The 26,898-nt window shown below is 71.1% G+C and carries 28 protein-coding genes; 16 read left to right on the top strand and 12 right to left on the bottom strand.

Features of this window, described 5'->3' with window-relative positions; all coding sequences use genetic code 11:
- Nucleotides 1-21 precede the first annotated feature (21 nt).
- The 10 genes from ccmE to GGR66_RS08380 all read right to left on the bottom strand — a co-directional run bounded on the left by ccmE (nucleotide 22) and on the right by GGR66_RS08380 (nucleotide 7,400).
- The gene (gene ccmE / locus GGR66_RS08425) at nucleotides 22-501 is read right to left on the bottom strand and encodes a cytochrome c maturation protein CcmE (protein WP_184447943.1); all 480 of its coding nucleotides are present in this window, start codon (nucleotides 499-501) and stop codon (nucleotides 22-24) included.
- On the bottom strand, nucleotides 485-697 hold the full coding sequence (gene ccmD / locus GGR66_RS08420) for a heme exporter protein CcmD (RefSeq protein WP_160967433.1): 213 nt from the start codon (nucleotides 695-697) through the stop codon (nucleotides 485-487). The genes ccmE and ccmD overlap by 17 nt, the downstream gene beginning before the upstream one ends.
- Nucleotides 694-1,497 carry a heme ABC transporter permease gene (locus GGR66_RS08415; RefSeq protein WP_184447942.1) on the bottom strand — a complete coding sequence of 268 codons (804 nt, stop codon included), beginning with the start codon at nucleotides 1,495-1,497 and terminating at the stop codon, nucleotides 694-696. Before GGR66_RS08415 ends, ccmD begins: the two co-directional genes overlap by 4 nt.
- A 10-nt stretch (nucleotides 1,498-1,507) precedes the next feature.
- On the bottom strand, nucleotides 1,508-2,830 hold the full coding sequence (locus GGR66_RS08410) for a S8 family serine peptidase (protein ID WP_184447941.1): 1,323 nt from the start codon (nucleotides 2,828-2,830) through the stop codon (nucleotides 1,508-1,510).
- Nucleotides 2,827-3,468 (bottom strand): zf-HC2 domain-containing protein, encoded by a 642-nt coding sequence (locus tag GGR66_RS08405; RefSeq protein ID WP_160967427.1) that lies wholly within the window; start codon nucleotides 3,466-3,468, stop codon nucleotides 2,827-2,829. Before GGR66_RS08405 ends, GGR66_RS08410 begins: the two co-directional genes overlap by 4 nt.
- Nucleotides 3,468-4,049, bottom strand: a complete 582-nt coding sequence (locus tag GGR66_RS08400; RefSeq protein WP_017913785.1) for a sigma-70 family RNA polymerase sigma factor — start codon at nucleotides 4,047-4,049, stop codon at nucleotides 3,468-3,470. Before GGR66_RS08400 ends, GGR66_RS08405 begins: the two co-directional genes overlap by 1 nt.
- Before the next feature lie 63 nt (nucleotides 4,050-4,112).
- A complete protein-coding gene (locus GGR66_RS08395) occupies nucleotides 4,113-4,787 on the bottom strand; it encodes a hypothetical protein (RefSeq protein ID WP_317845262.1) in 675 nt (224 codons plus the stop codon).
- A gap of 249 nt (nucleotides 4,788-5,036) precedes the next feature.
- Nucleotides 5,037-5,432, bottom strand: coding sequence for a c-type cytochrome (locus GGR66_RS08390; RefSeq protein WP_184447940.1), 396 nt, complete (start codon nucleotides 5,430-5,432; stop codon nucleotides 5,037-5,039).
- A 23-nt stretch (nucleotides 5,433-5,455) separates the two neighbouring features.
- A complete protein-coding gene (locus tag GGR66_RS08385; RefSeq protein ID WP_184447939.1) occupies nucleotides 5,456-6,820 on the bottom strand; it encodes a cytochrome C in 1,365 nt (454 codons plus the stop codon).
- Between the two features lie 67 nt (nucleotides 6,821-6,887).
- Nucleotides 6,888-7,400: a cytochrome b/b6 domain-containing protein gene (locus GGR66_RS08380; RefSeq protein WP_184448118.1), complete on the bottom strand. Its 513-nt coding sequence runs from the start codon at nucleotides 7,398-7,400 to the stop codon at nucleotides 6,888-6,890.
- A gap of 278 nt (nucleotides 7,401-7,678) precedes the next feature.
- On the opposite strand from GGR66_RS08380, the gene GGR66_RS08375 reads away from it, so the two are divergent.
- The 15 genes from GGR66_RS08375 (at nucleotide 7,679) to GGR66_RS08305 (ending at nucleotide 22,683) form a co-directional block, all read left to right on the top strand.
- Complete coding sequence (locus GGR66_RS08375) at nucleotides 7,679-8,095, top strand: FdtA/QdtA family cupin domain-containing protein (RefSeq protein ID WP_160968075.1); 417 nt, start codon at nucleotides 7,679-7,681, stop codon at nucleotides 8,093-8,095.
- A 3-nt stretch (nucleotides 8,096-8,098) separates the two neighbouring features.
- The gene (locus tag GGR66_RS08370) at nucleotides 8,099-8,764 is read left to right on the top strand and encodes an acetyltransferase (protein WP_184447938.1); all 666 of its coding nucleotides are present in this window, start codon (nucleotides 8,099-8,101) and stop codon (nucleotides 8,762-8,764) included.
- Between the two features lie 5 nt (nucleotides 8,765-8,769).
- Entirely contained in the window at nucleotides 8,770-9,729 is a 960-nt protein-coding gene (locus GGR66_RS08365; RefSeq protein ID WP_184447937.1) for a hypothetical protein, read from the top strand.
- Nucleotides 9,716-10,651 carry a GNAT family N-acetyltransferase gene (locus GGR66_RS08360; protein ID WP_184447936.1) on the top strand — a complete coding sequence of 312 codons (936 nt, stop codon included), beginning with the start codon at nucleotides 9,716-9,718 and terminating at the stop codon, nucleotides 10,649-10,651. The genes GGR66_RS08365 and GGR66_RS08360 overlap by 14 nt, the downstream gene beginning before the upstream one ends.
- Nucleotides 10,648-11,778 carry a DegT/DnrJ/EryC1/StrS family aminotransferase gene (locus GGR66_RS08355; RefSeq protein WP_184447935.1) on the top strand — a complete coding sequence of 377 codons (1,131 nt, stop codon included), beginning with the start codon at nucleotides 10,648-10,650 and terminating at the stop codon, nucleotides 11,776-11,778. Before GGR66_RS08360 ends, GGR66_RS08355 begins: the two co-directional genes overlap by 4 nt.
- Entirely contained in the window at nucleotides 11,775-13,028 is a 1,254-nt protein-coding gene (locus GGR66_RS08350) for an O-antigen translocase (protein WP_184447934.1), read from the top strand. Before GGR66_RS08355 ends, GGR66_RS08350 begins: the two co-directional genes overlap by 4 nt.
- The gene (locus GGR66_RS08345; protein WP_160968063.1) at nucleotides 13,028-13,969 is read left to right on the top strand and encodes a glycosyltransferase; all 942 of its coding nucleotides are present in this window, start codon (nucleotides 13,028-13,030) and stop codon (nucleotides 13,967-13,969) included. Before GGR66_RS08350 ends, GGR66_RS08345 begins: the two co-directional genes overlap by 1 nt.
- Nucleotides 13,966-15,132 (top strand): hypothetical protein, encoded by a 1,167-nt coding sequence (locus GGR66_RS08340; protein WP_160968061.1) that lies wholly within the window; start codon nucleotides 13,966-13,968, stop codon nucleotides 15,130-15,132. Before GGR66_RS08345 ends, GGR66_RS08340 begins: the two co-directional genes overlap by 4 nt.
- 11 nt (nucleotides 15,133-15,143) lie before the next feature.
- Nucleotides 15,144-15,980 (top strand): Wzz/FepE/Etk N-terminal domain-containing protein, encoded by an 837-nt coding sequence (locus GGR66_RS08335; protein ID WP_184447933.1) that lies wholly within the window; start codon nucleotides 15,144-15,146, stop codon nucleotides 15,978-15,980.
- A gap of 108 nt (nucleotides 15,981-16,088) precedes the next feature.
- Entirely contained in the window at nucleotides 16,089-16,937 is an 849-nt protein-coding gene (locus tag GGR66_RS08330) for a class I SAM-dependent methyltransferase (protein WP_184447932.1), read from the top strand.
- A gap of 2 nt (nucleotides 16,938-16,939) precedes the next feature.
- Nucleotides 16,940-18,172, top strand: a complete 1,233-nt coding sequence (locus tag GGR66_RS08325; protein ID WP_184447931.1) for an amidohydrolase family protein — start codon at nucleotides 16,940-16,942, stop codon at nucleotides 18,170-18,172.
- Nucleotides 18,169-18,864 (top strand): methyltransferase domain-containing protein, encoded by a 696-nt coding sequence (locus GGR66_RS08320; protein ID WP_184447930.1) that lies wholly within the window; start codon nucleotides 18,169-18,171, stop codon nucleotides 18,862-18,864. The genes GGR66_RS08325 and GGR66_RS08320 overlap by 4 nt, the downstream gene beginning before the upstream one ends.
- Before the next feature lie 23 nt (nucleotides 18,865-18,887).
- Entirely contained in the window at nucleotides 18,888-20,399 is a 1,512-nt protein-coding gene (locus GGR66_RS08315; protein ID WP_184447929.1) for a radical SAM protein, read from the top strand.
- Nucleotides 20,400-20,401: 2 nt separating this feature from the next.
- Entirely contained in the window at nucleotides 20,402-21,550 is a 1,149-nt protein-coding gene (locus GGR66_RS08310) for a glycosyltransferase family 4 protein (RefSeq protein WP_184447928.1), read from the top strand.
- Complete coding sequence (locus GGR66_RS08305) at nucleotides 21,547-22,683, top strand: glycosyltransferase family 4 protein (protein WP_184447927.1); 1,137 nt, start codon at nucleotides 21,547-21,549, stop codon at nucleotides 22,681-22,683. The genes GGR66_RS08310 and GGR66_RS08305 overlap by 4 nt, the downstream gene beginning before the upstream one ends.
- A gap of 154 nt (nucleotides 22,684-22,837) precedes the next feature.
- On the opposite strand, the gene GGR66_RS08300 is transcribed toward GGR66_RS08305, so the two are convergent.
- Together GGR66_RS08300 and GGR66_RS08295 are read right to left on the bottom strand one after the other, a co-directional pair.
- Nucleotides 22,838-24,121, bottom strand: coding sequence for a nucleotidyltransferase family protein (locus GGR66_RS08300; RefSeq protein WP_255421625.1), 1,284 nt, complete (start codon nucleotides 24,119-24,121; stop codon nucleotides 22,838-22,840).
- Nucleotides 24,118-25,626, bottom strand: coding sequence for a radical SAM protein (locus GGR66_RS08295; RefSeq protein WP_184447926.1), 1,509 nt, complete (start codon nucleotides 25,624-25,626; stop codon nucleotides 24,118-24,120). Before GGR66_RS08295 ends, GGR66_RS08300 begins: the two co-directional genes overlap by 4 nt.
- 185 nt (nucleotides 25,627-25,811) lie before the next feature.
- Here GGR66_RS08295 and GGR66_RS08290 point away from each other — a divergent pair, with 185 nt between their 5' ends.
- Nucleotides 25,812-26,873: a serine kinase gene (locus GGR66_RS08290; protein ID WP_184447925.1), complete on the top strand. Its 1,062-nt coding sequence runs from the start codon at nucleotides 25,812-25,814 to the stop codon at nucleotides 26,871-26,873.
- Nucleotides 26,874-26,898: the final 25 nt, after the last annotated feature.

Genomic DNA, 26,898 nt, shown 5'->3' with positions numbered 1-26,898 from the left:
CGCGGTGGGACGCGATCGGACTCATGGTCGTGCGGTCGCCGCAGCGGCCGCCGAGGTGTTGCCGACGTGGGCGCGATCGGCATGCGCCTGCGCCATCGCGTCCTTCAGTTCCTGCGGCATGTAGGTCTCGTCGTGCTTGGCCAGCACTTCGGTGGCGACGAAGCGCGCACCCTGCATCGAGCCGGTGGCGATCACCGCCTGGTTGTCGCGGAACAGGTCCGGCAGGATGCCGGTGTAGGCGACAGCAGTGGCGCCGGCCTTGTCGATCACGGTGAACTGCACCTGCAGCGAATCGGCGCTGCGCGTGATCGAGCCGGCCTTGACCATGCCGCCGAGCCGGAACACCCGGTAATCCTTGGCCGCGCCGGCCTGCACCTGGCTCGGCGTGAACAGATAGCTGATGTTGTGCTGCAGGGCCAGCACGAACAGGCCGGTGGCCAGCGCCGCGGCGCCGAGCAACAGCAGCACCAGCAGCAGGCGGCGCCTACGGGTGGGATGCATCGTGCGCTCCGTTGGTGGCCGCGTTGCCGCGGGCACGGCGGGCCTGTTCGCGGGTCACTTGCGCACGGATCTCGGCGAGCAGGCGGCGCTGGCGGCGGCGCGGCAGCAGGCTGTCCAGGAGCAGCACCACCAGCGCCAGCGCGTACGCGCTCCACACATAGACGGCATAGCCGCCCATCGCCCAGAACCCGCTCATGCCGCGTGCTCCGCGGGCGGCGCGGTGTCCGCCGGCGACGTCGACACCGGCGCGGCCTGCAGCGCAATCGCACGCACCCAGGCCTTGCCGCGCTCCAGTGACAGCAGATCGCTGCGCATGCGCCCGCACAGGCTGGCGACGTAGTAGCACTTGCTGGCGACCACGCCGGTCAGCAGCGGCCACAGCATCGACAGCGGCATCTTCGACGGGCCGAGCACGCGTACCGTGGAGCCCTGGTGCAGCGTGTTCCACCAGACCACCGAGTAATGCACGATCGGCAGGTTGATCAGCCCGACCAGCGCCAGCAGCGCGGCGGCGCGCGCGCCCTGGCGCGGGTCGTCGATGGCGCGGTGCAGGCCGATCACGCCCAGGTACAGGAACAGCAGCACCAGTTCCGAGGTGAGCCGGGCGTCCCAGGTCCACCACGTGCCCCACATCGGCCGGCCCCACAGCGAGCCGGTACACAGGGTGACGAATGTGAAGGCGGCGCCGATCGGTGCCGAGGCCATGCAGGCGATTTCCGCCAGCTTCACCCGCCACACCAGCGCGACCAGGCCGGCCACGCCCATCGCCGCGTACACGAACAGGCTCATCCACGCGCACGGCACGTGCACGAAGATGATGCGGTAGGCGTCGTGCTGCTGGTAATCCGGCGGCGCCAGCACCAGCCCGCCGTAGCAGGCCACGGCGCCGAGCAGCACGGCCGCAGCCAGGCTCCAGGGACGCACCGCGCCGGCCACGCGGTAGAAGGTTGGCGGCGCGCCGAGCCGGTGCAACCAGAGCGGGATCCAGGAACGCATGGGGATGACCTCAGCGGGCGAGGGGAGCGCTGCGCGGCAACGCCTGCACGGCGGCGGCGGCGTCCACCTGCAGCAGGCCGTCGCGCGTGCGGCTGGTGCGCAGCAGCAGGTCATGCACGCTGCGCGCGTCCAGTTGCGGCGCCAGCGCCAGCAGCAGCGCGACCACGCCGCTGACGTGGGCGGTGGCCATCGACGAGCCGGAGGTGAAGTCGTAGCCACCGTTGGGCTGGGTGGTGAGGATGTCCTCGCCCGGCGCGCTGAGCACGCCCGCCGGTGCCGGCGTGGCGGCGCTGCTGCGCACCACGATCACCCCGGGAATGCCATCGGGAAACCCGTCCATGCGGCCGTTGGGCGGCATCGCCGCGACCACGATGCGGCCCTCGCGCAGCAACTGTTCCATGAGCTTGCGCAGCAGCGGGTCTGCCGGACCGCCCAGGCTGAGATTGATGATGCGGGTGCGGGTGTCGCCGATCGCCGCCAGCGCCTTGGCCAGGGTGAAGGAGTTGCAGCCGGCGCCGGCACCGGGGCGCTGCGGATACCAGCAGGCCTTGTACACGTCTAGCATCGCCTTCGGCGCGATGCCGACGATGCCCAGGTGGTTGTTGCTGCCGGCGGCGATGATGCCGGCGACCTCGGTGCCGTGCTGGTCGCGGTTGAACGCGCCCGGATCGGCGGCGACCAGGTCGCGGGTGTTGCGCAGGCGTCCGCGCAGGTCCGGATGCGACGTGTCCACGCCGGTGTCGACGATCGCCACGTCCACGCCCTGGCCCTGGCTCAGCGTCTGCGCGGTGGCTGCATTGGTGGCGGCGAAGCCGCGCTGCATGTCCACGTAGGGGTCGTTGTAGCGCAGCGGCTGCGCCGGCGCGGCCGCGGCCTGGCTGTCGGCCGAATACGTGCCGAAGTCCTGCAGCGGCTGCGACAGCGCCACGCGGTCATCCTTGGCCAATTGCGCCAGCAGCGCCGCGCGGTCGCTGCCCGGCGCCGGCTCCAGCACCACGCAGTACAGCCCCAGCGCCTTGATCGGCCAGCCGGCGACCTGGCGCAGGCCGTAGCGCTTGTTCAGCGCGTCCAGGGTGGCGACCGCCTGGGTGCCGGCGCCGTAGTAGCGGGCCGAGGCATAGCCGAGCAGATTGGAGCCGGCGTGGCGGCTCGGCGCGGCCATCGGGTTGGCCACGGCGAGGACGATCTGGCGCTGGCTGTCCAGCGCCGGCGACGGATCCAGGCTGGGCGCCTTGGCCGCGGGCGCAGGATCGGCGACGGCCGCCGGCGCGGCGTGGGCACAGGCGCCAAGGCCCAGGCAGGCGAACAGCAGGCTGGCGAGATGCAGCTTCATGGCGCGGCGATCGGCTCCGCCAGGCGGATGCCGGCGGTGGCGCGCAACTGCTGCACGCTGCGCTGCGGCTGCGCCGCCGACCCGGCCTGGATCGGCACCACGGTGTAGGCGCCGGCGGCGTTGGGGCCGCCGATCACCCGCAGCTGCAGCTTGCGCAGCAGCGCATCCCAGTCGGCCAGGGTCATGCGTGCGTCCGGCACCACCCGGATCGCGTCGGCCGCCAGCGGCTGCGTGGCGTCGCTGAGGGTGCGGTAGGCGGTGCTGCGCTCGTGCTCGGCGGACAGGCGCACGCCCAGCACGCCCAGGCCCACGGCCTGCAGCAGGGCGGCGGCAACCAGCGCCCGCGTGGTCCAACTGGTGCGGCTGCGCTGCGGCTGTGCCTTGGGGACCGGCGCGTCCAGGCGCTGCAGCAGGCGCTGCAGCCCTGCCTCGGCGTCCACCGGCACGTCGCTGGGCAGGGTCATCGCCATGCGCAGGCGGCTCTGCTGGGCGAACTCGGCACTGCAGTGCTGGCACTTGGCCAGGTGCGCGACCAGCCATTCGTTCTCGTCTTCCGTGGCGCTGTCCTGCAGCACCCACGGCATCAGTTCCCAGGCATGCGCGCATTCGTTGCCTGGCTCATTGAAGCCCGTTTTCATCACGCGCTCTCCGTCAGCGTGGACGCGTCGCCGGCCAATCCCGGCAACACGTTGCGAAGCTTGACCCGGGCATGGAACAGCCGGGCCTTGATGGTGCCCACCGGGCACTGCATGATCGCGGCGACCTCTTCCAGCTTGTGGCCGAGGCCGTAGACCAGTTCCACCACCAGCCGCTGGTCGGCCGACAGGCGTTCCAGGCCCTTGCCCAGCCAGTCGCGCAGCTCGCGGTCCTCGTCCGGGTCCGCCGCCGCGGCGTGGTCCTCGGCGGCCACGCCATCGTCGATGGCGTCGTCGCTGTGGTGGCGGATCGCCTTGAGCCCGCAGCGGTAGGCGATGCCCATGATCCAGGTCGAAACCTGCGAATCGCCGCGAAAGTCGCCCGCCTTCTGCCAGACGATCCAGAAGCAGTCGTTGATCGCTTCCTCGATGATGTCCGGGCGCCGGGTCAGCCGCGACAGGAACCGGCACAGGCGGCCGTGGTAGGCGCGGTACAGGCGGGTCAGCGCCTCGCGGTCGCTGGCCGCCATGCGCCGGAGCAGCATGCGGTCGGTGGCATCGCCGAGCAGGTCGGTGTCGTTCATGGGGGCAGGTGTGGCAACGGGCACCGGTATGTGCCGGGGCGGCACGGAAAGGTTGCGCTCGGATCAGAAGCTGCGGGAGACGCTGGCCACCCAGGGCCAGATCCCGTGGTTCGCGCCGCCGTGGGTGTCGTTGAACATGCGGTCCACCTCCACGCTCCAGCGCCCGGCGTTCCAGATCAGCCCGGCGTGGCCGTAGCGATAGTGCGCCACGTACTCCAGTCCGTACAGGGCCGGCGGCGCCTGGCTGACGCCGACCCCGGCCGACAGCGACAGCGCGCCGTGGAGCGGCTGGTGCGCGGTGAGGTCGAGCGCGCCGTACCAGCGCTGGCGCAGGCCGCTGTCGGGCAGGCGGAACGCGGCCAGCGACAGGCTCAGGCGGTCGCGGTAGCTCCAGCCCAGGCTGAGCTCGTCGCGGTTGAACGGACGGTCGACACGCCGGCCGGGGTAGCGGTACAGCAGCGCTTCGGCCTGCAGTTGCCAGTTGTCGGACAGGGTCCAGCCGCGCGACAGGCCGGCGCTGCCCATCAACACCTTGCCCGGCGCGTCCAGTGCCACGCTGGCCGAGCCGCTCAGCGACCAGCCCGGCGCCGGCAGCCAGAACAGCGCGCCCTGCAGGGTCGGGGTGCTGCGGGTCACGGCGATGCCGCGATCGACCAGTTGCGAGCTGATCCCGGCGGCACCGCCGACGTCGCCGGCCATTGCCGCCGGCGCGTGCAGGGCGGCGAGCGCAAGGCCCACGGCCAGGGCCGCGCCGACGCCTGGATGCACTGACCGCCGGGATGCGGCGCTCGGCGGGACCGCGTGCGCGTTCAGCATGCGCGGCCCGCCCCGCAGCGCTGGGTAGCGGCGGGCAGCAGCGACGAAGCGCCGCGGACGGCAGGGAAAACACGCACGGTGGCTCGGTGCTCGCAGGTCAGGAATCGGGCACGGGCGCGACGCGACGGCCGGCCCGTGGGGCGCCGAATATGACCCGATCGGGCAGCGAGTTCAATGCAGGCTGTGCAGGTAGGCGATCAGGTCCTGCAACTGCTTTGGATCGTCCAGTCCGTCGTACTTCATCTTGCCGCCGGGCAGGGCCTTGGATGCCGGTTGCGACAGGTAGCTGCGCAGCTTGTCGTCGCTCCAGGTCCACTGGCTCTGCTTCATCGCGTCGGAATAGGCGTAGTCCGGCACGCTGCCGGCGCGGCGCCCGACCACGCCGAACAGGGTCGGGCCCTTCTTGTTCTTGGCCGGTGCGGCGCTGTGGCATTCGGCGCATTCGCTGGCGAACACGCCGGCGCCGGGCGCGCCGCCGGCGGCATGCGCGGACGGCGCCACCGCGGCGGCCAGCGGCAGCAGGCCGGCCAGCAGGGTGCACAGGGGGAGGGCATTGGTGCGTTTCATGGGGGGAAGCTCCGTGCGGGGGATCAAAAGGCCAGGCTCAGGCTCAGCGCGAACTGGTTGAGGTCGCGCGGGCGAGTGACCGGGGTAGCGCCGAACACGTTGCCGGTGCTGCCGTTGAACTTGCTGAAACGGAACCAGGTCGCGGACAGGCGCAGGTTGGAGATAGACGAATAGCTGTCGTCCTTGCCGAACGGCGCCCACGAGGCGCTGATCAGGTTGCTGGTGGTGTCCGGCGCGCCGTACGGGCGGTAGCGGAACGGATCGTCCGAGCCGGTGTTGATGAAGTGCGCCAGCAGCAGGCTGTAGCTCTGCTTGTAGGTGTAGTTGAGGCTGATCGACTGGTCGCGCACGCTGGCCCGGCGCGGGCCGGCCAGGGCCGGGTCGGTCGGGTCGATCAGCGCGCTGCCGTAGCGGCGGCGCTCGTAGATGTTGAGGTAGCCGAGCTTGAGGATGTGCTCGCGGGTGCCCAGGAACTGGTAGTTGAGGTCGTAGCCCAGATCGGTGAAGTCGTCGCGCGGGCCGGTGCTGCGCGGCAACTGCCGGCGCGTGGTGAGTGCGACCACGCCGGCGGAGAAGAACTGGCGCTTGAGGTCCTTCATGTAGCTCAGGCGCAGGTAGCCGGTGTCGCTGAGCTTGCCGGGATCGCCGCCGATGGCGTAGCCCAGGTCGTCCTGGGTCGACACGGGCAGGGCGGTGTAGGTGCCTACTTCGCCGTACCAGTTGCGGTCGTACAGGCCGTAGACGCTGGTGCCGATCACCCGGTTGGACAGCGAGGATTGGTTGAGCAGGGTGGTCGAACTGGAATAGGCCGAGGCCGGGCCCAGCCCGGAGGCGTTGGGCAGCATGCCGATCGGGTCCTGGCTGCCGGGATTGTTGTTGACGCTGACGCCGAGCAAGGTGTCCTTGCCGCCGAGCTGGAAGCTCTTGACCACCGCGCGCAGGTCGACGTTGTCCAGGCGCGTGGTGTAGTCGTTCTTGCCGTTGTTGGTGGTGGCGACCTTGACGTAGCCGCCGACGTTGTCGGTGATGCGCCCGGCCAGGTACAGGTCGGCCTCGCTGAAGCGGGTGCGGCTCTCGCCGCGCGCCGGCACGCTGCGGTTGGCGGTGAGCTGCGCGGAGGCCGGGATCTTGGTGCCGTTGCCGTCGCTGTCGGTGTAGCCGCCGAGCTTGAAGCGCATGCCGTAGGGCGTCAGTGCCGGGCCGTAGGCGCCGATGTGGCAGTCGGCGCAGGACGAGCCGGTCTGCCGCGCGAACGCCGGCACCGCGGCGGCGCGTGGGCTCAGCACCAGCAGCAGCGAGCCCAGCGCCGACCACAGCAGCGCCTGCTCGGTGCCGCGCGTCCTGTCGCTGCGGGAGGAGGTGGAGGGGGACGACGGGGCCTGGTGCATGCGGAAGGTCCTTTGGCGGGCGGGTGGGTGCGGCGACGGACGGAAACGAGGTGAGCGGAGACGCGGCTCAGCGGCGGCGCAGGAACGGCACCATGCGTTGCAGCACGGCGTCGCGGCGCACGAGGTGGTGCCACAGCGCCGCGCCGATGTGCAGCAGGATCAGGCCGAGCAGCAGCCAGGCCGCGTCGACGTGCCAGGCGCCCAAGCTGTCGGCGAGATCGGGATCGGGCGCGACCAGCTCGGGCAGGGTCGCGCCGAACAGATGCACCGGCTTGCCCATCGATTGGCTCAGCGCCCAGCCCAGCACCGGCAGGGTCAGCAGCAGCGCGTACATCACCACGTGGGTGGCGCCGGCCAGCAAACGCATCAGCGCCGACCCGGCCTCCGGGTCGTGGCGCTTGCCCAGGCGCATCCGCAGCGCGACGCGCAGGCAGAACAGGCCCAGCACGAACAGGCCGAAGTGGCGGTGGCCTTCCAGCAGCCACTGCCGCCACATGCGGCTGTCGACCTCTTCGCGCAGCAGGATCAGTCCCGCCGCCAGCACCAGGCACAGCACGGTGAGCCAGTGCAGCCACACCATCGGCCGCGGCAATGCCGCCGACGCGGCAGGAGGGGAAACGGGCGGTTTCGGAGCGGCCGGCGTGGGCGAGGTCATGGCGGTACGCGGTGTCCTTGGGGGCGACGAGGCAGGGGCGCGGCGTGATGCCGGCGGGGCATCGCTGCAGCGGTGGTCGTCGATGGGTGCCGGCGCTGCGGCGAAAGGTTGCGTCGTAGTGCGCGTCGGCGTTGCGCAACCTTTCCGCGGACCCGCGGCACTCAGCCTGGACACTCCGATGTGGAGCCCGGTCGGGCACTCTGATGGCAATCGAACGAATCCAGTTGCGGACGCACGGCGACGCGCGCGGCCAGCTCGTGGCGCTGGAGCAACAGCGCGACGTGCCTTTCGACATCCGCCGTGTGTACTACCTGTTCGCCACCCGCAACGGCGTGCACCGCGGCCAGCATGCGCATCGTCATCTCAACCAGTTGGCGGTGGCGTTGCACGGTTCGGTGTCGTTCCTGCTCGACGACGGCAGCGGTCCGACGCAGGTGGTGCTGGACGATCCGCGGCAGGGCCTGCTGCTCGGCAGCATGGTCTGGCGCGATCTCTACGACTTCAGCGCGGACTGCGTGCTGATGGTGCTCGCCGACCAGGCCTACGACCCCACCGACTACATTTTCGACTACGACGAGTTCCTGCGCGAAGCGGCGGGCATGCGCCGGCAGGAGGCCTAGGCGATGGCGCGTCCCCTGGTCATCGTCGGCGCCGGCGAACTGGCGCAGATCGCCTGCGAATACTTCACCCACGACAGCGACTACGAGGTGCTGGCCTTCAGCGTGGAGCGCGACTACCTGTCCGCGCCGACCCTGGCCGGCCTGCCGGTGGTGGCCTACGAGGAGCTCGAACAGCGATATCCGCCGTCGCAGGTGGAGGCATTCGTGGCGATCCCCGCCAGCGGACTCAACCGGCTGCGCACGCGGTTCTATCTGGACGCCAGGCGCCGCGGCTACCGTATGGCCAGCTACGTCAGCTCGCAGGCCTTCGTCTGGCGCAACGTGGAACTGGGCGAGCACTGCTTCGTGTTCGAGCACAACGTGCTGCAGCCGTTCACCCGCATCGGCGCCAACTGCATCCTGTGGAGCGGCAACCACGTCGGCCACCGCACGGTGATCCACGACCACGTATTCGTGGCCTCGCACGCGGTGATTTCCGGCTACTGCGAGATCGGCGCGAGCAGCTTCATCGGGGTCAACGCCACGCTCAGCGACCGGGTCAAGGTCGCCGCCGACAACGTCATCGGCGCCGGTGCGCTGCTGACCCGCGACACCGAACCCGGACGCGTCTACGTCGGTGCGCCGGCGCGGGCGGTGGCCGGCAAGTCCAGCTTCGACGTGGACCTGTGAGGCGCATGTTCGCCTGGCACAAACGCGGATTGGTGTTCGACACCGCGCGCGACGGCGTCGGCGGCTGGATGCGGCATTCGGCGCTGACGCCGACCCCGCTGCGGCTGGATGCCGAGCGTCTGCGCATCTACGCCGGCTTCCGCAACGATGCCGGGGTCAGCCGCATCGGCTACGTGGACGTGCGCGCCGACGATCCTACCCAGGTGCTCGGCATCAGCGCCGCACCGGTGCTGGACATCGGTCGCGCCGGCTGCTTCGACGACAACGGCATGATCCTCGGCGACGTGGTGCATGGGCCGGACGGCCTGTACATGTTCTATGTCGGCTTCCAGCAGGTGGCGCGAGCCAAGTTCCTTGCCTTTACCGGCCTGGCGGTCTCCACCGATGGCGGCGACACGTTCCAGCGCCGCCAGGACACGCCGCTGCTGGACCGCGCGCCGGGCCGCAGCACCATCGCCGCGGTGCATTCGGCGCGTTACGAGAATCGCCGCTGGCAGCTGTGGTACGCGGTGGGGGACGACTGGGAATGGATCGGCGGCACGCCGTACCCGCGCTACCACATCCGTTGCGTGGAGACCGACGACCTGCAGGCGATCCCGCGTCAGGACACGGTCTGCCTGCAGCCGCAGGGCGACGAGTACCGTATCGGCCGCCCGCGGGTGTACCGGCACGATGGCCGCTATCTGATGTATTTCACCCATGGCAGTCGTGCCGGCGCCTATCTGCCCGGCATGGCGGTCAGCGACGACGGCCGCCACTGGCAGCGCTGCGACGCGGCGTTGGGTCTGCCGCTGTCGGCCGATGGCTGGGACGCACGCACGCTGTGCTATCCGGCGCTGATCCGCCACGGCGAGCGCCTGCTGCTGTTCTACAACGGCAACGACATGGGCCGCGACGGGTTCGGCGTGGCCGAGGCGGTGGTGCCGGCCGGCATGGCCTGGGAGGACGGCGATGCTGTCGGTTAGGGCGTATACCGCGACCGACGCGCCGGCATGGGATGCCGTGGTGGACGCCTCGCGCAACGGCAATCTGCTGCACCGGCGTGGCTATATGGACTATCACGCCGCACGCTTCGTCGATGCTTCGTTGTTGGTCGAGGACGCCGGCGCGCCGGTGGCGGTGTTTCCGGCCAACCGCGATGGCGACGCGGTGACCAGCCATGCCGGCCTCAGCTATGCCGGCTTGGTGTCGACCCACGCGCTGCGTGCGACGGCGACGCTGGAGGCGTTCGAGCGCATCGCCGCGCATTATCGCGACACCGGCGTGCGCACGCTGCTGTACAAGGCGGTGCCGCATCTGTTTCATCGCAGTCCGGCGGAAGAGGACCTGTACGCGCTGCACCGGCTCGGCGCGCGCCTGCAGCGCCGCGACCTGTCCTCGGCGGTGCCCTTACGCGAACCGCCGCGCTTCGCCGCCGCACGCAAGCGCTCGGTCGCCAAGGCACGCCGCGCCGGGCTGCGCGTGCAACGGGCAGACGATCCGGCGCCGCTGCATACGCTGCTGGGCGAGGTACTGCAACGCCACGGCGCGCGCCCGACCCACAGCCTGGACGAACTGCGCCTGCTTTGCGCGCGCTTCCCGGCACAGATCGTGCCCTACGAAGTGCGCGACGGTGCCGACCTGCTGGCCGGCACGCTGGTGTACGACTTCGGCCATGTCGTCCATACCCAATACCTGGCCTGCTCGGAGCAGGGTCGCCGTGCCGATGCGCTGAGCCTGCTGCTGGCCGAACTGATCGAGCAGGTCTACGCGCAGCGCGAGTTCCTCAGCCTGGGCATTTCCACCGAGCAGCAGGGCCAGGTGCTCAATGCCGGCCTGGTCGAGCAGAAGGAGCGCTTCGGCGCACGCGCCGTGGTCCACGATTTCTACCATTGGGAATTGCAATGAACCTGCCAGCGGCCAGCGTGCCGTTCCTCGACCTGCGCGCCAGCAATGCGCGCTATGCCGACGAGCTCAAGGCCGCCGCGGCGAGGGTGATCGATTCCGGGTGGTACGTGCTCGGCGAGGAACTGGACGCGTTCGAGCGCGAGTTCGCCGCCTACTGCGGCACCGCCCATGCCATCGGCGTCGGCAACGGCATGGACGCGCTGACCCTGATCCTGCGCGGCTACCGCGCACTCGGCCGGCTGCGCGAAGGCGACGAGGTGCTGGTGCCGGGCAATACCTTCATCGCCAGCTTCCTGGCGATCAGCGAGAACCGGCTGCGACCGGTGCCGCTGGAGCCGGAAGCGGCCAGCTTCAACTTGGATCCGGCGCAGGTGGAACGGGCGATCGGCCCGCGCACCAAGGCGATCCTGGCGGTACACCTGTATGGGCAACTTGCGGAGATGGCCGCGTTGCGCAGCATTGCCGAGCAGCATGGCCTACTCCTGATCGAGGACGCGGCGCAGGCGCACGGCGCGCGTCGCGACGGCCGCCCTGCCGGTAGCTTCGGCGATGCCGCCGGTTTCAGCTTCTTCCCCGGCAAGAACCTGGGCGCGCTCGGCGACGGCGGCGCGGTGACCACCGACGACGATGCGCTGGCGGCGCAGCTACGCGTGCTGCGCAACTACGGCTCGGACATCAAGTACCGGCATCTGGTGCAGGGCGTGAACTCGCGCCTGGACGAACTGCAGGCGGCGCTGCTGAGGGTCAAGCTGCGCCATCTGGATGCCGACATCGCCGCGCGCCGCGCGATCGCCCAGCGATACCTCGATGGCATCGCGCATCCGCAGATCGCAGTGCCGCAGGTGGCCGACCCGGCCGCGCACGCCTGGCACCTGTTCGTGGTGCGTTGCGCGCAGCGCGATGCGCTGCAACAGCATCTGCAGGCCCAGGGCGTGCAGTGCCTGGTGCATTACCCGACGCCGCCGCATCGGCAGCCGGCCTATCCGGAACTGGCGACGCTGCAGTTGCCGCTGTGCGAGCGGTTGGCTGCCGAGGTGCTCAGTCTGCCGATCGGCCCGACCCTGGACGACGCGGCGGTCGCGCAGGTGATCGACGCCTGCCAGCGTTTCGGTGGCGTGGCGGCATGAACGTGCTGCGCAGCGGCGTGTACAGCGGCGTGGCCACCGCGGCCAAGCTGCTGTCCGCGTTGCTGGTGCTCAAGCTGGTGGCGGTGTACGCCGGGCCGGCCGGGGTCGCCCGGCTCGGCCAGTTCACCAGCCTGATGTCGCTGCTGGCGGCGGTGGCCGGCGGCGGCATCGGTGCCGGCGTGGTCAAGTACGTGGCCGAATACCGCGACGATGCGCAGTCGCTGACCCGGCTGCTGGGAAGCGCCTTGGGCTATGCCTGCGTCGCAGCGTGCGCGATGGGCGTGGCCGCGCTGCTGTGCAGCCGCCTGATCGCCGAGCGTCTGCTCGGCGACGCGCAGTACCAGCCGCTGATCTGCGTGCTGGCAGTGGCGCAGCTCGGGATTGCGCTGGCCAACTATATTCTGGCCGTGGTCAACGGTTTCATGGACGTGCGCCGGCTGGCCTTGATCCAGGTCGCCGGCGCAGTGCTGAGCGTGCTGCTGGTGGCGGCGCTGGCGCACGGCATGGGCCTGTATGGGGCGCTGTTGGGCCTGGTGCTGGGGCAGGTGGCCTGGCTGTGCGCCGGGGTGCCGGCGCTGCGGCGCAGCCCGTACTTCCGCCGCGAGATGCTGCGCATCCGCTTCGACCCGGCGATGGTGCGGCGGCTGGCCGCCTTCTCCGCGATGACCCTGGCCTCGGCGCTGCTGCCGCTGCTGGTCAACATCGGCGTGCGCGATCATCTGGCCGGCCAGCTCGGCTGGCAGCAGGTCGGCTATTGGCAGGCGGTGAGCCGTGTCTCCGATGCCTACCTGCTGTTCTTCACCACCGCCATCAACGTCCACTACCTGCCCAAGCTGGCGGCGCTGCACACGCGCACCGCGCTGCTGCAGGAACTGCGTGGCGCCTACCGCTACGTGCTGCCGGCGGTGATCCTGGCCGCGGCTACGGTGTACCTGTGCCGCGACTGGATCACCCGGCTGCTGTTCTCGGCCCATTTTGCCGCCGCGTTGCCGCTGTATGCGCCGCAGCTGCTCGGCGACGTGCTCAAGATCGCGTCCTTCGTGCTGTCCTACCTGATGCTGGCCAAGGCGATGACGCGGCTGTTCGTGCTCTCCGAATGCTTTTTCGCCGCCAGCTACCTGGGCCTGGTGGTGCTGTTCACCGCGCACATGGGCCTGATCGGCGCGGCCTATGCGTTCGCCTGCAACTACGCGCTGTATCTGGCGTTCAACGTGCTGGTGGTGCGCCGCTACCTGCGAGGACTGGGCTGATGGACGCACCGCACACGCCGCCGACGCTGCCGCTGGTGTCGGTGTTGATCCCGGCCTACAACCACGCGCGCTTCGTGCAGCGCTGCCTGGACAGCGTGCTGGAGGATCCGTACCCGAACAAGGAACTGGTGATCGTCGACGACGGCTCCAGCGACGGCACCGCCGAGTGCATCGCCGAGTGGATTGCCCAGCACGGCGACACCTTGCACGTGCGCTTCTGGCCGCGCGAGAACCTCGGCATCGCCGCCACGCTCAACCACCTGGTGGCGATGGCCCGCGGTGAGTTTCTGCGCCTGGGGGCCAGCGACGATTACCTGCTGCCCGGCGGGCTGGGCGTGCAGGTGGCGTACCTGGGCGCGCATCCGCACAAGGCTGCGGTGATCGGCGACGCCATCGTGGTCGACACCCAGGGCCGCACGCTGCACCAGAGCAGCATGCGCGACCTGCACGGCGTGGACAAACGCCTGTACCTGAGCGAGGCCGGCATCCGCCGCGCGGTGATCCGCCACTGGGCGGTGAGCGGGGCGGTAGCGCTGGTCCGGCGCAGCGCGCTGCAGCCGGGCGCGGAGTGGGACGAGGGCCTGCGTATCGAGGACTGGGACTTCTTCCTGCGCCTGGTCGCGCGCGACGCCCTCGGCTTCCTGGACGTCGCCGTCTGCGCCTACCGCGTGCACGACCACAACGCCAGCCGCACCCGGCACTTGCCCAGCCGCCTGGCCAACCTGGCCGAATCGCGGCAGGTGGCATTGCGCCGCGCGCGGTTGTTCGATCCCGCCTGCCGCACCCTGCTGCATGCGCAGGCGCACTACATCGCCGCCAAGATCGCGTTCCTGCGGCGCAGCCCGCTGGCGCTGGGCGGGCACCTGTTGGCACATGCGTGGCTGTCGCTGTTGGCACGGTTGCGCCAGGGCGGCCAGCCAGCCCTGATCGAGCGCACATGAGCCGCCTGCTGCGCCTGCCGTCGGCGTATTTCGGCCTGCCGCTGCTGCTGAGCTGTGCGCTGACCCTACTCAGTTTCGACCTGCCGCCAGGCTATCTCGCCGGCATCGCGCTGCTGGCCGCCGTGGCGCTGGCGACGCTGGGGCTGGACGCGTTGCTCGGCATCCGCCTGCCGCCGTTGGCGGCGTTCCGGGCGCGCGACTACGCCGGCACCCGCGAGGCCTTCGTCGCGCTCGGCCTGGCCGCCGCGGTGGGCCTGTTCTGCCTGCTGGACCTGTTGCTGTTCCCGATTCCCTTGCTGCACAACCCCTCCGCCTACGCCGACCTCAGCCCGCTGCAATCGCACGTGCGGCATGTGTCGAACATGTGCTGGATCCTGCCGCCGATCGGCCTGCTATGCGTGCGCGAGCGCAGCGTGCGCAACGCGCTGCTGCTGGTCGGCTTCGCCTTCCCGGTGCTGGTGATCGACCGCAACCGCCTGTTCGCGGCGGTGTTCAGTGTGGGCCTGTTGGTCTTGCTGCGTCGCGACCCGGCGCGGCCGCTGCCGTGGAAACGGGTACTGGCGCTGCTATGCGCCGGCGCCGCCGCGTTCTCGCTGCTGGGCACGCTGCGCTCGGGCTCGCTGGATTCGGTGGCGCTGCCGTTCGGCGCGCTGTACCGGGCCGCGCCGCAGGGCATCAAGTGGCTGCTGCTGTACATCGGTGCCGGCCCGTACAACTTCGGCGCGCTGCTCAGCAAGGGCTACGAGAACGCCAGCTTCCTGGTCAACCAGTTGGTGCCGCTGAGCGGTTCCATCGCCACTGCCGGCACCGGCATCCCGCTGGATGCGCCGAACATCAATGTCGGCACCGAGTTCCTGCCGTTCCTGCTGGCCGGCGGCCCCGGCGCCGCGCTGGCGGCGATGCTGGCGCTGTACGCGGCGCTGCTGTGGAGCGTACGCCTGCTCGGCCGCGGCGTGGCGCTGTTCAACCTGCTGGTGTTCCTGCGCATCGCCTACGCCTGCGTGATGTCGCCGTTCGCGCCGCAGGCCTTCACCTGGACCAATGCCGGCTTCGTCGCGCTGTGCCTGCTGCTGCACGCCTGCAGCGCCTTGCTGCCGAACCGCCGCGACGCCGCAGCGGCGGCGGCCCTGCCTTCCGCTCCCCCGAGATCCCCGCTGCCATGACCGACACCGCCATGCCCCAAGACGAAATCTACCTGATCGACCTGTGGCGGATCCTGCGACGGGAGTGGCGCTGGTGTCTGCTGCCGCTGTTGCTCGCAGTGGCACTGGCGGCGCTGTTCCTGCATGGCGCGACCCGCCAGTGGCAGGCCACCGCCTGGGTGCAGGTCGGCGAGTTCGGCCCGACCCCGTCCGGGCGCGACCCCAAGCTGGAACCGTTCCAGCGGGTGATCGACCGGATCAAGACCCGGCAGTTCCAGGAACAGGTGCTGCGCGGCGCCGGCGTAGCGTTGGACAGCCGCCAGGCCGCGCTGTACCGCGACAGCCTCAAGCTGGGTCCGGACCCGTACGCCAACCTGATCCAGCTGACCCTGCGCGCCCAATCGCCGCAGCAGGCACGGCAGCTGGCGACGGCCACCATCGCGCAGCTGCAGGCGCTGCACCGGGGCATCCAGGCCGGTCCGCTGCAGCAGGCCAATGCACGGCTGCAGGCGCTGGCCGCGGACATCGCCGCCACCCAGGCCGAGCGCGACCGCCTGCTGCAGCAGCGCGAAGGCCGCGGCAGCGTCGAGCAGCAATTGCTCGGCAACATGCTGCTGTCGGAGAAGACCACCACGCTGCGCGGCCTCAAGGCCGAACGCGAGGATCTGCTCGGCCGGCTCGGCGCGCGCTACACCTACGACACCTCGGCGCCCTGGGAGACCTATGTGCCGCCGCGCGCCGCGTTCCCCAACCCGGTGCCGGTGCTGGCCGCGGCGCTGCTGGCCGGGCTCGGCGGCGGCGTGCTGGCCGCGGTGGTGCGCAACGCGCTGCGCCGCCGCCAGACGCGGCCGACTGCGGCTGTCGCATAACGGCACCTTGCCGATTCAACCAAACGGCGCTGCTGCCGCACCTACCTGCAGTACCGCGCGCTCGATACGCGCGGATTCCGACGAGGGCAGGGGAGTGGAGAGGTGCAGGTGACAGCGAACGGCAAGGCGGGCGCGACGGCGCATACGACCACTCTGGACCCGGTGCGGCTGCTGGACACGCAGCGCGCCTTCGACAGCGTGGCCGCCGACTACGATGGCCCACGCGGCAACAACGCGCTGATCCAGCGCATGCGCACCACCTTGTGGGACACGGTGGCGACGCAGTTGCCGGTCGGTTCGCGCCTGGTCGACCTGGGCTGCGGCACCGGCCTGGATGCGCACGCCTTCGCCCAGCGCGGCTACCGCGTGTTGGCCACCGACTGGTCGCCGCAGATGGTCGAGCGCACCCGTGCCCGCGCGCAGGACCCGAGCCTGCACGGCCGGCTCAGCGCGGCCCACGTCGGCATCCAGCAGCTGGATCTGCTCGATGGCGAGTTCGATGGCATGTACTCCAATTTCGGCCCGCTCAACTGCGCGCCGGACCTGCCGGAGGTCGCCGGTCACTGCGCACGGCTGCTGCGCCGCGATGGCCGGCTGGTGTTCTCGGTGATCGGCCGGCTGTGTCCGTGGGAACTGGGCCACTACCTGCTGCGCGGGCGCCTGCGCCGTGCCGCCGTCCGCGCCGCGCGCGGCGCCACCGCGGTCGGCATGAACGTGCACACGATCTGGACCTGGTACTACTTTCCACGCGAGTTCTACCGCGCGTTCGCGCCGCATTTCGAGTTGGAGTCGTACCGCGCGCTCAGCCTGTGCCTGCCGCCGCCGTACCTGGTCGACCACTACCAGCGCCACCCGCGTTTGGGCGAGGCACTGGGCCGCCTCGACGACCGCATCGGCGGCTGGCCGCTGCTGCGCGACATGGGCGACCACTTCCTGATCGTGATGCGCAAGCGCTGAGCATGGCCGCGCCTGCCGCTCCCGTCGACGTCTGCCTGGACGGTGCGCGTGTCGCGCATGCCGGCGGGGCAGTGCACGCGCCGCTGGCGCTATGCGCCGGTCGCGTCGCCGCGTCGGCCACGCCGGCGGCGCTGCACATCGCCTTGCCGGGGCACCTGCTGCTGCCGGGCTTGATCAACGCCCACGAGCATCTGCACGTCAATGCGGTGCCGCCGCTGCCCCAGGCCGCGCCATTCGCCAACAGCTACGCCTGGATCGACGCCTTCGCCGCGCATTTCCACACCCCTGCGGTGGCCGCCGCGCTGGCCTTGCCCAAGCCGCTGCGGCTGCGCCATGGCGGGCTGAAGAACCTGCTGGCCGGGGTGACCTGCGTGGCCCACCACGACCCCTGGCATGCCGCGCTGGACGCGGCCGACTTCCCGGTGGCGCTGCTGCGCGACTTCGGCTGGAGCTACACCTTGCATGGCCCCGACTACGGGCCACCGCTGGCGCAGAGTTTCGCCGCGGCGTCGGCTGCCGGCTGGCCATGGATGATCCACCTGGCCGAAGGCACCGACGCGGTGGCCGCCGGCGAACTCGCCGAGTTGGAGCGGCGCGGCCATCTGGCCCACAACACGGTGCTGATCCACGGCGTCGGCCTGGGCACGCACGATGTCGCGCGCGTGCTCGCCTGCGGCGCAGCGGTGGTGTGGTGCCCGAGCAGCAACCTGACCCTGCTCGGACGCACCCTGGACCCACGACGCCTGAGCGCCGCCGGGCGCCTGGCGCTGGGCAGCGATGCGCGGGTCAGCGGCGGCCGTGACCTGCTCGAGGACCTGCGCCTGGCCGCTGCCCACGGCCTGGACGCGACCCAGGCGCTGCGTCTGGCCACGACCGCCGCGGCCGACATCCTGGGTTTGCCGGAGCGCGGGCATCTGGCGCCGGGCGCACACGCCGATCTGCTGATCGTCGCCGATCGCGGCGGCGCACCGGCGCAGAGCCTGGTCGGGCTGTCGCGCAGTGCACTGCGCGCGGTGGTGCGCGATGGGCGGCCGCGGATCGCCGATCCCGATTTCGCGCCGTGGTTCGCCGCCGTCGGCGTGGACACGGTGCCGGTGACGCTGGACGGCGTGCCCAAACTGCTGGCCGCGGAGCTGGCCGATCCTGAGTTGCTGGCGCTGGAGCCGGGCCTGGAATTTCAAGTTGCGCCGCCGCGTTCGCGCAAGGCGGACATGGTGCAGGTATGCCACGCATGAGCGCAGTCCCGACCCTCGATCCGCTCGCCGCCTACGCCCTGTGGGCGGACAGCTACCCGGCGCAGGCGCACAACCCGGTGATGCAGGCCGAGCAGCGCGCCATGCTGGCCTTGCTGCCGCAATCGTTGCGCGGCCAGCACGTGCTCGATGCCGGCTGTGGCAGCGGCCGCTACCTGCTGCATGCCCTGCAGCGTGGCGCCGGGCACGTCACCGGCGTGGACCTGTCGCCGCAGATGCTGGCGCGCGCCGCGCAGGAACTGGCTGATGCCGACGCCGGCCGCTGCACCTTGCAAGAAGGCAGCCTCGAGGCCTTGCCGCTCGCCGATGCCAGCGTGGACCTGAGCCTCTGCGCGCTGGCGCTGGGGCACCTGCCGCAGTTGCCGCCCGCGCTGGCGGAACTGCGCCGCGTCACCCGGCCCGGCGGCTGGGTGCTGTGCAGCGACGTGCACCCGATCGGCCCGGCGCTGGGCTGGCGCCGCGACTTCAAGGCCGGCGGTCAGCGCTACGCGGTGCGCCACACCCAGCACCTGTACAGCCACTGGCACGCCGCCTGCGCCGCGCTGGGGCTGGCCATCGACGCGGTCAGCGAACCGATGCTCGACCCGGCGGACATTCCCGCCGGCGCCCATTTCGATCCCGCTGCATTGCAGGTGCCGGTGGCCCTGGTGCTGCGCCTGCGGCGCCTGCCGTGACCCCCGTCCTGCGTTCGCCCCGTATGTCCTCCACACCCAACACGCTGCTGGTCAATCCCACCATCACCAAGCCGTCCAGCGCCCGCTTTCCGCTGTCGCTGCTGAACCTGGCGGCGGCACTGGACCGCCACGGCGACAGCCGCATCATCGACGGCAACGTCGACCGCGACTTCATCGACCGCAGCCTGCAGGCGCTGCAGGAGCAGCACTTCGATGCGGTCGGCATCAGCGTGATGGGCGGGCCGCAGCTGGCGCCGTCGATCGCGCTGTCGCAGGCCATCCGCGCGCGCTTCCCGGCGCTGCCGATCGTCTGGGGCGGCTATTTCCCCACGCTGTACCCGGACACCGCGCTGGCCGCGCCGTACGTGGACTACGCAATCCGCGCGCAGGGCGAGGACACCTTGCCGGAACTGCTGGCCGCCTTGCGAGGCGAGGGGCCGACGCTGGCGCAGGTCGACGGGCTGTCCTGGAAGCAAGACGGCGCCGTGGTGCACAACCGCAACCGCGCCTTCCAGCGCGGCGATGCACTGCCGTCGCTGCCCTACGAAAAACTCGGCGAGCCGCGTCGCTATCTCGGCCGCACCTTCCTCGGCCAGCGCACCGCCTCGCACCAGGCCGCGCTGGGCTGCCGCTTCCGCTGCACGTTCTGCGGGGTGGCGGCGATGTTCGGCGGCGCCACCGCCTTGCCGACCGCGGCACGCCTGGAGCGCGAGCTGGGCTATCTGAAGTACGGCCTGGGCGCCGACTCGATCCAGTTCTTCGACCACAACTTCTTCGACCGCGAAGCCGACATGATCCCGTTGCTGGAGGTGATGGCGAAGCTGGAAATGCCGTGGTGGTGCTACGCGCGCGCCGACGCGTTGCTCAACCTGTCCGAGAGCACCTGGAAACTGGTGCGCAAGAGCCGCCTGCGCATGGCCTACGTCGGTGCCGAGTCGCCGAGCGGGGCGATGCTCAAGGAGATCCGCAAGGGCACGCGCCCGGACCAGACCCTGGAAGTGGCCGAGCTGTGCCGGCGCAACGGGGTGATCCCGGAGCTGTCGTTCATGGTCGCGCCGCCGCAGGACAGCGAGCGCGAGACCGAGCAGACCTTCGAGTTCATCCGCGAGCTGAAGCGGATCAATCCGCAGTCGGAAATCATCGTCTACGTGTACACCCCATTGCCGGAGAGCAGCCGCCACGAGAAGGACCGTGGCCGCCGCCCCAGCATGCCCTTGCTCGACCGCGACGGCGTGCCGGTGCAGTTCCCGCGCACGCCGGAAGAGTGGGCGCAGCCGCAGTGGGTGGACTACGCCTGCCACGCCGATGCGCCCTGGCTCACCGGTGCGCTGCGCCAGCGCATCCGCGATTTCGTCACCGTGCTCGGCTGCCGCTATCCCACCGCGCAGGACCCGCGCTCGCCGGGCTGGGCCAAGCGTGGCCTCAGCGCTCTGGCCGCGTGGCGCTACCGCTACCGGCGCTACGACCGGCCCTGGGAGCTGAACCTGGCCAACCGGCTGGTGCGCCTGCACCGGCCGCAGGTGTCCGGGATCTGAGCATGGCCGGCAACGTCCCCCGCGCCGTGCATGCCGTGCAACTCAACTTCGTGCCGCTGCCGGACGGGGTGACGCCGGAGCAGGCGTTCGCGCTGTGGCCATCGCTGGCCGATATCGCCGAGGCCGTGGCCAGCGCCGGCACCCGCGTCTCGGTGATCCAGGCCGCCGCGGTCGATGTGCAGTTGCAGCGCAACGGCGTCGACTATCACTTCGTGCGCCGCGCCGACGCCGGACGCCGGCGCCACCTGCGGCGCATCGCCGCGTTGCTGGCCGAGCTCGATGCCGACGTGGTGCACGTGCACGGCCTGCAGTTCGCGCGCGAGGCGGCGACGCTGGCGCGCTGGCGGCCGTCGCTGCCCATCCTGCTGCAGGACCACGCCAACCGTCCGCCGCGCTGGTGGCGGCGGCCGCAGTGGCGACGCTGGTATGCGGCCGCCGCCGGCATCGCCTTCACCTCGCTGGACCTGGCGCGCGGTTTCGTCGGCACCGGGCTGTTCGCCGGGTCCACGCGGCTGTTCGCCATTCCCGAATCCAGTTGCCGCTTCACTCCCGGCGAGCGCGACCAGGCACGCCGCGACAGCGGACTGCACGGCGCGCCCTGTGTGCTGTGGGTCGGCCATCTGAGCGAGGGCAAGGATCCGCTCACCGTCCTCGAAGGCGTGGCGCGCGCCAGCGTGCAGTTGCCCGGGCTGCAACTGTTCTGCGCGTTCGGCGATGCGCCGCTGCTGCCGGTCGTGCAGCAGCGCATCCGGGCCGATCCGCGGCTGGCCGGCCGCGTGCACCTGCTGGGCCGGGTGGAGCACGCGCAGATCCAGACCCTGATGCGTGCGGCCGACCTGTTCGTGTCCGGCAGCCTGGCCGAGAGTTGCGGCTATGCGGCACTGGAGGCCTATGCCTGCGGCGCGGTGCCGGTGCTGACCGACATCCCGGCGTTCCGCGCGCTCAGCGATGGCGGCCGGGTCGGCGCGCTGTGGCCCTGCGGCGACGCCCAACGCCTGGCGGCCACGCTGCTGCAGGCCTCGCGCGACGGGCCGTCGCGGGCGTTGGTGCGCGCGCATTTCGATGCGCAGCTGTCGTTCGCGGCGGTCGGGCGGCGCTGGGCGCGGGCTTATGCGCAGTTGCTCGGCGCCGCGCCGCGGAGCGCGGCATGAAGCTGGCCCTGGTGGTGCCGGGCGGCGTCGACCGCAGCGGCGAGTACCGGGTGATTCCGGCCTTCCTGAGCCTGATCGAACGCCTGGCACGCGTGCACGACTTGCACGTCTTCGTGCTGCACCAGGAGCCGCTGCCGGCGCAATGGGACCTGCTGGGCGCGCGCATCCACAACATCGGCGCGGTGCGCACGCGCTGGCGCGCGATCGCCGCGATCCGCGCCGAGCACCGTCGCGCACCGTTCGACCTGGTGCAGTCGCTGTTTTCCGGCCACTGCAGCCTGATCGCGGTGGCGGCAGCGCGCTGGCTGCGGCGGCCGAGCCTGGTGCACATCGCCGGCGGCGAACTGGTCGCGCTGCATGCGATTGGCTACGGCGGCCGGCGCAAATGGCAGGGGCGGCTGCGCGAGGCGCTGGTGTTGCGCCTGGCGAGCGCGGTGACCGCCGCCAGCGCGCCCATCCTCGACAGCCTGCGGGCGTTGGGCATCGCCGCCGAACGCGTGCCGCTGGGCGTGGACCTGCGCGCCTGGCCGCCGCGCCCGCCGCGTGCGCGCGGGGAGGGGCCGGCGCGCCTGCTGCACGTCGCCAGCCTCAATCCGGTCAAGGACCAGACGACCCTGCTGCGCGCACTCGCCGCGCTGGTCCGCGCCGGCGTCGACTTCCGCGTCGACCTGGTTGGCGTGGACACCCTCGACGGCGCGATGCAGCGCCTGGTTGCCACGTTGGGGCTGAGCGAGCGCGTGCGCTTCCTCGGCTTCAAGACCCAGCGCGAACTGCGGCCGCTGGTGGAGGCGGCGGATCTGCTGGTGCTGTCGTCGCAGCACGAGGCCGGGCCGCTGGTGCTGCTGGAAGCGGCGGTGGCGGGCGTGCCGACGGTGGGCACTGCGGTCGGGCATCTGCAGGAGTGGGCGCCCTCGGCGGCGCTGGCGGTGCCGGTGGGCGACTGGGCCGGCCTGGCCGATGCGCTGCGCCAGGTGCTCAGCGACGACGAACTGCGCCTGCGCCTGGCCTGGGCGGCGCAATGCCGGGCCGTGCGCGAGGATGCCGATTGCAGCGTGCGCGGCTTCACTGCGCTGTACCAGCGCCTATGTGCACCGCGCAATGGCGATGGCCGGCGCGCGGCGCAGCATGGCTGACGTGCAGCGCGGCATTCCGGCGCTTCGCCTTCAAGACGGAATCACGCTTTGTGGTAGGAGCGGCTTCAGCCGCGACATGCGCCGCCACAATGGCTGTCGCGGCTGAAGCCGCTCCTACGACGGTCTTTTACTGCGCGCTCGATGAGGGCGTGCGTCAATCCGACGACGGCACATACCCCTGCAGTGCGGTCCGCACCGCGTACAGCGTGTCCATCCGCGGCACCGGACGCAGCAGCCGCTGCAGTACGCGGCGACGCTGCGGCAGACGCACCCAGTCCTGGCCCTGCAACCACAGTTGGGTGCGGATCATCTCGGCGCGTTCCTGCCGGCTTTCCGCCGAGGGCTGCAGGCGCTGGCGCAGATAGTCCAGCACCTCGCGGCCCGAACGCGCCCACTCGATGCCCGGCAGTGCCGGTAGCCACAGTTGCGAGCACGACGCCGCGGTCAGGTCCAGCCCGCGCGTGCGCAGCCGCAGCAGCGGCGGGCATTGCGCGCGCAGTTGCTTGAGCACCGCCGACGGGATCGCCGCGCGGTAGTAACGCAACATCAGCCGCAAGGGCGACCATGCCCACCAGGCGTCGGCGCCGGTCAGCACCTGCCAGTCGCTGACGCGCATGCGCGGGGCGAGCAGGGCCAGGTCGTGCAGGTGCATCAGCCGCAGGCTGCGGCTGCACAGCCCGCCGGCCGCATGCAGCAGCAGGTGGCTCATCAGCGCGCCGTTGCTGGGGTAGGGATTCAAGCCAGGCTTGCCGTCGCGCGGCAGGATCCGTTCGCCGAGGTCGACCGTGCGCAGCGGCAGGCGCTCCTGGATGCGCACGTGCAGTTCGATGTTGATCGGGGTGTCGCGGTGCTCGCCCAGCGCCTGCACGGCCTGCGCCTGTGCTGGGCGGAAGGTCTGGTGCTTCCATTGCACGAACTCGGCCACGTAGCCCAGCGCACCGAGCAGCGCCGCGGCACGCTCGGCGTCCTCGGGGCGCACAAGCAGGTCGATGTCGGCCATCGGCCGGTCGCCAGGGCGATACAGGCCTTGCGCGTGCAGCGCCGCGCCTTTCAGCGGCACGATCGCCAGGCCGGCGGTCTGCGCCAGGGCATCGATCCGTTGCAACAGTGCGGCGATGCGCTGGTAGCGATGTGCCACGTGCTCGCGTTGCCCGTCCAGGAACGCGCGCCACGGTCGGTCCGGCCACTGCGAGCGCTGGCTCAGCAGCGGCGCCACGCCGTGCGCGACCGCCGCCGCCGCGGCCAGTTGCCAGTGCAGGCCGCTCCAGGCCGGCATCGGCGCACCCGGGCGCGCCAGCTCGTGCGCCAAGGTTTCGGTGGCCAGGCGCAGGCCACGACCGATGCGCCGCAGCGGCAGTTGTGCCGGCGTCGCCGTGTGGACCGCCGCCGGCGGGTCGGCCGCCACGGCCGGATTCGATGGCGTCGCCACGTCGTTCATGAGCGCTGCACCAGCGGGATGCGGCGGCTGCCACCGGCGGCGACCGCCTTGGCCGTCGGCGCTGGCAGCGCCTCGGTCCGATGCTGCGCCTCGCGTGCGATCAATGCCGCCCAGTCGGCGTCCAGCGCCACCCAGTCCTGCGCATGCGTCGGCGCCGGGCGCGCATCCTCACGGCATTGCAGGTCCACCTGCCGGTGCAGCAGGTCGCGCACCTGGCGATAGAACGCCGAGTCGTAGGCGCCGCGGAACATCATCGCCAGGTCGTCGCTGTCCTGCCAATGCGTCTTGCGCCCGAGCTGGTCCTTGACCTGCTGGTAGAACACGGTGCCGGGCAGGGGATAGGACACGCTGACGCCGATGTCGTCCGGCCGCGCCTGCGCCACCAGTCGGCGGGTGGCGAGGATGTCGTCCAGTTGCTCGTCCAGGTAGCCCAATTGCAGGAAGAAGCCGACGCGGATGCCCTGCGCGCCGAGGCGCTGGCGTGCGGCGATCACGCCGTCCACGTCGGTGCCCTTGGTCATCTTGTCGAGGATGCGCTGGCTGCCGCTCTCCGCGCCGATCCAGGCCTCGCGGCAACCGGCCCGCGTCAGCGCGGCGGTCATGCGCTCGCTGCACAGGTCGGCACGGGTCTGGATGGTGAAGGGCACCGCGCCGTCGGCGGCGGCCAACGCGTCGGCGAAGTCCTCCACCCAGTCGACGTGGAAGCCGAAGATGTCGTCGGCCATCCACACATGGTCGGGCGCGAAGCTGCGCTTGAGCTGGGTCATCTCCGCGGCCACGTCCTGCGCCTCGCGGCGTTTGTAGTGATTGCCCCAGATCGGCTTGGCGCACCAGTTGCAGCGGAACGGGCAGCCGCGCGACGCGGCCATGTTCAGGCTGAAATGGCCGTGCCGCTGCTGCCAGAACGCACGGTAGCGGGCGATGTCCAGCAGGTCCCAGGCCGCCGTCACCGACAGCCGCGGATCCGGCGGCCGTGCGCCGATCTGCGCGCGCTTGAGTTGCGGCAACACCGCGCTGGCCACCTCGGCGATGCCGGCCACCCAGCGCGCCGGGTCGATGTCCGGTTCCGCCTGCAGGCGCGCAACCAGTTCCAGCAACGCCGCGATGCCTTCGCCGATCAGCACCGCGTCGGCACCGGCGGCGAGGAATGCCTCCGGGTGATCCGACGCGTCGGAGCCGGCGACGATCACCCGACTGCCGCCGGCGCGCGCCTCGGCGATCATCCGGCACGCGGCCTCGCGCATCCGGCTCAGGCACATCTTGGTGAGGAAGTTGAAGTTGTCCTCGTAGAACACCACAAGGTCCGGCCGCTGCGTGCGAACGGCGTGGTCGTAGTCCTCCACCCCCTCGGCGAGCATCGCGTCGAACAGCGTCAGTTGGTGTCCATGTTGGCGCAGCAGTGCCGCCACCTGCAGCGTGGCCAGCGGCGGATACGGCTTGCCACGCTCCCATTGCTTGGGGTCGTAGCGCAGGAAGTAGGAGTGGCTGACCTGGATCTTGAGCATCGGCGAAAGGTCTCGTTCGGCGCCGTGGGGGAGAAGGCGCATGCAGCGATGGCCGCGCGCAGGTGGCCGTGGCGGTAGGTGCCGGGGCTGCGTCGTTTGGTTGCGCGCTGCGTGGGTGGCGCCGGCGCAACCTTTGGCCGCGACAAGCGCACCCACGCTGCATCCACTCAAGCGACTCTTCTCCGATGCAGCGATCGACCGTGCGTGTTCTGGACGTGGCGACAAGCGACCACGCCGCGCCTGTCGTCGCCGCGGGCGGCGCCTGCGATCCGTTCCACACCCGGTTGCGGCGACCGCACACGCTCAGCAAGCAACTGCTCGGCGGCCGCTTCCACTTCGAAAGCAATAGTCCGACCCTGCTGGCCTTGGTGGAGGCCGCTTTCGGCGCGGTGCCGGCGCATCGCCTGCCGGAGAGCGCTGCGTTCCATATCGAACTGACCCTGGTGAACCGCGACGAGGCGCCGTACGCGCTGGCGTTGGAACCGCCGCCGGTGCAGACCCATTCCGGTGCCGGCGTGTTGAGCGGGGTGATCGATGCGCACAACTATGTGGTGCTGGTGCCCGAGCAAGGCAGGGCGCTGGTGGTGGTGTCCGAGGACATGCTCGCGCACGCCTACCACGTGCGTTACGAACTGATCGAGTTCGCCGTGTTCGTCCTCGCCGCGCGCGGCATGCGCCTGGTGCCGCTGCACGGCGCCTGCGTCGGCCGCGATGGCCGCGGCGTACTGCTGCTCGGCGGCAGCGGTGCCGGCAAGTCGACCCTGGCCCTGCACAGCCTGTTGCGCGGGCTGGAGTTCCTCGCCGAGGATGCCCTGTTCGTCGCGCCGCAGCACCTGCTCGCCACCGGCATCGGCAACTTCCTGCACCTGCGGCCGGAACTGCTGCGCCTGCTCGACCCGCAGACCCACGCCTGGATCGCTGCGGCGCCGATGATCCGCCGCCGCAGCGGTGCGCTCAAGCACGAGGTCGACATCCGCCAGGGCGACTGGCGCCTGGCACAGGCGCCATTGCGGCTGGCCGCGGCCGTGTTCGTCTCGGCCACCGTGGCGGCCGATCCGCAGCGCCTGCTGCAGCCGCTGCCCGACGCGGACGTGGCGGCGCGCCTGGCCGCGGACCAGCCCTATGCCGCGGGCCAGCCGCACTGGCCGTTGTTCGCCCGTCAACTGCAGCGGCTGGGCGTGTACGAACTGCAGCGCGGCACCCATCCGGAGGCCTCCGTCGATGCGCTGCAGACGCTGCTGGGCTGAGTCCTCGCACAAGGTGATGGCGCCG

Source organism: Xanthomonas sp. 3498 (genome assembly GCF_014199795.1).
GTDB lineage: Bacteria > Pseudomonadota > Gammaproteobacteria > Xanthomonadales > Xanthomonadaceae > Xanthomonas_A > Xanthomonas_A rydalmerensis.
This window is presented reverse-complemented; position numbering and strand designations above follow the sequence as displayed.